General features: G+C 52.2%; 6 protein-coding genes. All 6 read left to right on the top strand.

Annotated features, from left to right (window positions below; all coding sequences use genetic code 11):
• Positions 1–667 (top strand): alpha/beta fold hydrolase (locus ABYT30_RS14530; protein ID WP_373097258.1); only part of this gene is annotated, 667 nt, incomplete at its 5' end.
• A 2-nt stretch (positions 668–669) separates the two neighbouring features.
• Positions 670–1,458, top strand: coding sequence for a fumarylacetoacetate hydrolase family protein (locus ABYT30_RS14535; RefSeq protein WP_373079701.1), 789 nt, complete (start codon positions 670–672; stop codon positions 1,456–1,458).
• A 46-nt stretch (positions 1,459–1,504) separates the two neighbouring features.
• Positions 1,505–2,419, top strand: a complete 915-nt coding sequence (locus ABYT30_RS14540; RefSeq protein ID WP_373079702.1) for an acetaldehyde dehydrogenase (acetylating) — start codon at positions 1,505–1,507, stop codon at positions 2,417–2,419.
• A 12-nt stretch (positions 2,420–2,431) separates the two neighbouring features.
• Positions 2,432–3,460, top strand: coding sequence for a 4-hydroxy-2-oxovalerate aldolase (dmpG, locus tag ABYT30_RS14545; protein WP_373079704.1), 1,029 nt, complete (start codon positions 2,432–2,434; stop codon positions 3,458–3,460).
• A gap of 135 nt (positions 3,461–3,595) precedes the next feature.
• Positions 3,596–4,717 carry a hypothetical protein gene (locus tag ABYT30_RS14550; RefSeq protein WP_373079706.1) on the top strand — a complete coding sequence of 374 codons (1,122 nt, stop codon included), beginning with the start codon at positions 3,596–3,598 and terminating at the stop codon, positions 4,715–4,717.
• A gap of 47 nt (positions 4,718–4,764) precedes the next feature.
• Positions 4,765–5,520, top strand: a complete 756-nt coding sequence (locus ABYT30_RS14555; RefSeq protein WP_373079708.1) for an SDR family NAD(P)-dependent oxidoreductase — start codon at positions 4,765–4,767, stop codon at positions 5,518–5,520.
• Positions 5,521–5,636: the final 116 nt, after the last annotated feature.

The raw sequence follows: 5,636 nt of genomic DNA on the forward strand, positions 1-5,636 counted from the left end.
AGTTGAGCAAGGCTTCCGGGTCATTGTGCCTGATCTTATCGGCTACGGTTATTCAGATAAGCCTGAGGATGTTCAGTATCACCTCGATTTTTTTGTTGAGTGTATTCAGCAGTTACTCGTGCAGATTGGCGTAGAGCGCTGCGCCTTAATCGGCAACTCCCTTGGCGGTGCCATCGCTATTAAGTACACCTTAGATAATCCCACCGTCGTTGACAAATTAGTGTTAATGGCGCCCGGCGGTATAGAAGAGCAGGCCGATTACTTTCATATGCCGGGCATGCAAGTGATGAAGGAAGTTTTTACCTCTGGACCGATGGCGCCAGAGCGTTTAGAAGACTTTATTCGCCGGGGTTTGGTGTACGACGACAGTGTGGTTGATGAGCAGTTGATAAACGAACGCTGGGGTATCTTTCAACAGCAAAATAGTCAGGTTATCACCTCGATGGTGGTGCCCAATATGGCGTCTCGCCTTGGCGAGATTAGCTGCCCGATTTTGGCCTTTTGGGGGGTGAACGAAATGATGATGCCGGAAACCGGCATTCAAACCCTTGCTAAAAATTGTCGACATATTCGGCTTACCCTCGTATCGGAGTGCGGTCATTGGGTCATGGTCGAGCACCGCGATATGTTTAATCGTAATACCGTTGATTTTTTGAGAAATAACTAATTATGCAGCAGCAAGAAATTGAGAAACTCGGCAATGCGCTTTACGAGGCGATGCGCAGTTTTCAGCCTATCGCGCCGCTCACCGAGCAAGCGCCAGATATCGACCTTGACGATGCCTATTATATTTCCTTGCAGATGTTAAAGCGTCGGCTAGAGGATGATGGCGAAGTTGTAGTGGGTAAAAAAATCGGGGTAACCAGCAAGGTGGTGCAAGACATGCTGGGCGTGCATCAGCCTGACTTTGGCTTTTTGACTGATGCGATGGCCTATGCCAATGGTGCGGATGTGCCGGTGGCTGGCAATATGATTCAACCCCGGGCTGAAGCCGAGATTGGCTTTAAATTGAAAGCAGATTTACAGGGGCCCGGTGTGACCGAGGCCGATGTCTTAGCGGCTACCGAATGCATTATGCCGTGCTTCGAAATCGTTGACTCCCGCATTAGCGATTGGCAAATCAAAATCCAAGACACCGTTGCCGACAATGCTTCCTGCGGGGTGTATGTACTTGGCGACGCCAGTGCTGACCCCAAGGGCTTAGATTTACCCAATTTGAAAATCACTGTGTGGAAAAATGGTGAGCTGCTCAGCGAAGGTTTGGGCAGTGCGGTACAGGGTAATCCCCTGACGGCAGTGGCGTGGTTGGCCAATACCCTCGGGCGCTTCGGTATTCCCTTTAAGGCTGGCGAAGTGATTTTGTCCGGATCTTTAGTGCCGCTGGAACCTGTGCAAGCTGGTGACAAAATGACGATGGAATTACACGGAATTGGCCGCGCCGCCGTGCAGTTTGTTTAATTGAATATTGGCGACGTGCCCGAATTTACTATGAGAGTAAGCAATAATGGCTGAAAAAATTAAAGCTGCGATTATCGGTCCCGGTAATATCGGCACCGATCTACTGATGAAAGCCCTTCGTTCCGAGTTTATTGAGCCAGTGTGGATGGTGGGCGTTGATCCAGATTCACCCGGCTTGAGTCGCGCAGCGGAAATGGGTTTGAAGGTTACATCCGAGGGTGTCGATGGCATGCTGCCAACTATGCGTGCCGACGGCGTGCAGATTTGTTTTGACGCGACCTCGGCCTATGTTCATGCCGAAAACTCTCGTAAGGTCAACGAGCAGGGCGCCTTAATGATCGACTTAACACCAGCTGCAATCGGCCCCTACTGCGTGCCGCCGGTCAATTTGAAGGACGCTCTCGCTGACGGCTGTATGAACGTCAATATGGTGACGTGTGGTGGTCAGGCGACGATCCCCATGGTGGCCGCGGTTTCTCGGGTGCAAGAAGTGAGCTACGGCGAAATTGTCGCCACGGTAAGCTCGCTTTCTGTTGGGCCCGGTACTCGCAAAAATATCGACGAGTTTACCCGTACGACCGCCGGTGCAGTTGAGCGGGTTGGCGGCGCGGCGAAGGGCAAGGCGATCATTGTTATTAACCCTGCGGAGCCACCGCTAATGATGCGCGACACCATTCACTGCTTAACGGTGGATGCGCCCGATCAAGCAGCAATAACGGCTTCCGTGCACGAGATGATCGCCGAGGTGCAGAAATACGTGCCTGGTTACCGTCTTAAAAATGGCCCAGTATTTGATGGTAATCGCGTGTCAATTTTTATGGAAGTAGAAGGGCTTGGCGATTTCCTTCCGAAGTATGCCGGTAACCTCGACATTATGACCGCAGCGGGTTTACGTACCGCTGAAATGTTTGCTGAAGAGATATTGGCTGGCCGTTTAACACTAAAGCCGACGGCCGCTTAAGGGGATACGAGAATGGATTTACGCGGTAAAAAAGTCGTTTTACATGACATGTGCTTACGCGATGGTATGCACGCTAAGCAGCATCAGATTTCCCTCGAAGAAATGAAATCAATTGCCAAGGGCTTGGATGAGGCGGGGATGCCGCTTATTGAAGTCACTCACGGCGATGGCTTGGGTGGTTCCTCTGTCAATTACGGCTTCCCAGCGCATAGCGATGAGGAGTACCTCAAGGCCGTTGTAAGCGTCGTAAAAAACGCCAAAATTTCAGCCTTGCTATTGCCAGGTATCGGTACCGTCGATCACCTTAAAATGGCGGCAGACTTAGGGGTGACAACCATTCGCGTTGCGACCCACTGCACCGAAGCCGATGTCTCAGAGCAGCATATCGGTATGGCCTCGCAAATGGGTCTAGATACGGTTGGCTTTTTGATGATGACCCACATGATCGAGGCCGAGCAAATCGTGGAGCAGGCCAAGCTCATGGAATCCTATGGTGCAAACTGTATTTACTGCACGGATTCAGCGGGCTATTTACTGCCAGATCAGGTTAAGGAGCGAATTGCTTTATTGCGACGCGAACTCAAGCCCGAAACAGAGCTGGGCTTCCACGCGCATCACAACCTCAGTCTTGGCGTAATGAACTCCTTGGTCGCTGTCGAAGCGGGTGCTAATCGCATCGACGGTTCGGTGGCGGGTTTGGGCGCCGGCGCTGGTAATACGCCACTCGAGGTTTTGGTGGCGGTAATGGAGCGTATGGGCGTCGATCACGGCATTGACCTGTATAAAATCATGGACGTAGCGGAAGATCTCGTTACCCCGATTATGGACAGTCCAATTCGAATTGACCGGGACTCCTTGACCCTCGGTTACGCGGGGGTTTACTCCTCGTTCTTACTGTTTGCTAAGCGTGCGGCTGAGAAGTATGGCGTGTCGTCACGTGATATTTTGGTTGAACTAGGTCGCCGCCGGACAGTGGGCGGCCAAGAGGACATGATTGAAGATTTGGCTCTCGATATGGCTAAAGCCCGTGGTTTAATCTGATTTCCTGCGGCTAATCTGCAAACCTCTAAGCCCCAAGGTGGTAAATGTGACCTTGGGGTTTTCTAGTACTATTCTGTTCTCCATTCTCGGTTATACTAGCGGCCATAATAGGAATTAAAGGTCGCTCACCGCCGTATGCTTATTGATCCCGCGTTTGATGAAGTCATTGCCACAATCTATCAGGGTCCCCTTGAAGAGGAGCCTTGGCAGGATTTTCTGTCAGTACTATGTAAGCTGATGGGTGCGGTATCGGTGACTTTGGTGCTGAACCCGCCTTCGGAGAAAGGCCTTGGCGTGCTGCGAGTGGTCGGCGGGAACTTGGAAGGTATTGCCCGTTATCAAGAGCGCCTATTTGCGATGGACCCCTTTCAGTCGCTGCGTCCCGGTGAAGTAAAGAGCCTAATGGAGCTGGTGCCAGGTGAGAATTGGTTGGAGAGCGAGCTTTATAATCTGTGTATGAAGCCTGCGGGGCTTTACGACTCTCTCGGGGTCGATATTCACGTGCCCGGAGAAATGGACGCGGGCCTGCGCGTCGCACGTGGCGAGCAATCTCCCAGTTTTAATAAAGCGGACCGCGATTTAATTTACGCCTTGTTACCTCACCTAGAGCGGGCGCTGCGTCTACATGTACGCTTAAATAAAATAGAATCTGAGCGGGCGCTGTATGCAGGCGCAGTGGAAAGTTTGTCATTGGCGACTATTATTTTGGATGAGAATGGTCGGGTGCTCAATTGTAATCGCATGGCTGAGCATTTAATTATTCGCGAACCTGATGTGCGTATCGAGGATGGCCGTTTACTTTTGGGTGATCAGGCGACTACCAAAAAGTTGCAGCGCCTTATTGACCGCATCCTGGCGCATAAAGTCGGCGATGAACCCACCGTAGTGGAAGCCATGCGCGTGAGCCGCGATGGCGATTTTTCTGACCTCGGTGTGATTGCGCGGCCCGTGCCAATGACGGAGTGGTCTGAGGGTAAGGCCGTGCCCACTGTTGCAATATTTATTAGCGACCCGGAATACGGCGCCGAAGCGCCGGTTGCGGTGATTATTCAGCTCTTCGGTTTCACCCCAACCGAAGCTCAGCTGTCGCTGTTATTGGCTGATGGCCTATCTTTAGATGAGGCCTCAGCGGCATTGGGAATGAGCCGGAATACCGCGCGCACCCATTTGCGATCGATTTTTTCAAAAACCGGTGTCAGCCGGCAAACTTTGTTGGTGCGCCTAATTCTGAAGAGCGTGGCGCAACTCGCCGACTAGTTATTGAAAGATGGTGTGCTATTTCATTGCAGGTGGGGGTGAGCGGTATGACTATTCTACAAAATAAGGTTGCCTTAGTGACCGGTGGTGGCCAAGGTGTGGGGGCAGGCATTGCCTTTGCCCTTGCTGCCGAAGGTGCTGTCGTAGCGGTTTTAGGCCGAACGCTTGCAACTCTAGAGGCCACCTGTGCGGAAATTCATCATCGTGGTGGTGAGGCTCAAGCCTTTGTCTGTGATGTGACCGAGGCTGAAGACATTGATGCGGCGGTAATGGAAATTGTCGACGAGTTCGGCAGTATCGACATCTTGGTGAATAACGCCCAAATAGTCCCTTTGGGGCGCTTGCTTGAAATCAATGATGACGAGTACCAGGAGGGTATGGACTCCGGTCCCCTGGCGACGTTTCGCTTTATGAAAGCCTGTTACCCCTTTTTACGTGGCGATGGCAGTATTGTTAATCTCGCTAGTTCGGCGGCGATGCGTTCAGACTCCGCTGGTTTCGGCGCCTATGCCGCAGCGAAGGAGGCGATACGCGCCTTAAGCCGCGCGGCTGCCTGTGAGTGGGGTGCAGATAACATCCGGGTGAACTGTATTATGCCGTTGGCGATGTCACCTGCGATGAATCGCTGGGTGGAGAGTGGCGGTGACGACGTTGAAGACTTTCTTGGCACGGTGCCGCTTGGGCGCGTGGGCGACTGCGAAGAGGATATTGGCAGGGTCGTCGTGTTTTTGTGTGGTCCCGACGCCAGTTATATTACCGGTCACACATTACCAATCGACGGTGGTCAGGCGTTTTTGCGCTAAGCCGTGATGCTACCACTTCACTTTGTACTCCATGCCAACGGCGAGGTTGTTAACGTCGCTGCGGCGATACTCATTCAGGCGATACTCGCTCACAAAGTACAGATTTTCTACTAACC

It is taken from the genome of Zhongshania sp. (assembly GCF_041623545.1).
Lineage (GTDB): Bacteria > Pseudomonadota > Gammaproteobacteria > Pseudomonadales > Spongiibacteraceae > Spongiibacter.

What these genes read in the sequence shown, in the direction of transcription:
- ABYT30_RS14550 (WP_373079706.1), top strand. Translation starts at nt 3,596, where the DNA reads ATGCTTATTGATCCCGCGTTTGATGAAGTCATTGCCACAATCTATCAG.
- ABYT30_RS14535 (WP_373079701.1), top strand. Translation starts at nt 670, where the DNA reads ATGCAGCAGCAAGAAATTGAGAAACTCGGCAATGCGCTTTACGAGGCG.
- ABYT30_RS14540 (WP_373079702.1), top strand. Translation starts at nt 1,505, where the DNA reads ATGGCTGAAAAAATTAAAGCTGCGATTATCGGTCCCGGTAATATCGGC.
- ABYT30_RS14555 (WP_373079708.1), top strand. Translation starts at nt 4,765, where the DNA reads ATGACTATTCTACAAAATAAGGTTGCCTTAGTGACCGGTGGTGGCCAA.
- dmpG (WP_373079704.1), top strand. Translation starts at nt 2,432, where the DNA reads ATGGATTTACGCGGTAAAAAAGTCGTTTTACATGACATGTGCTTACGC.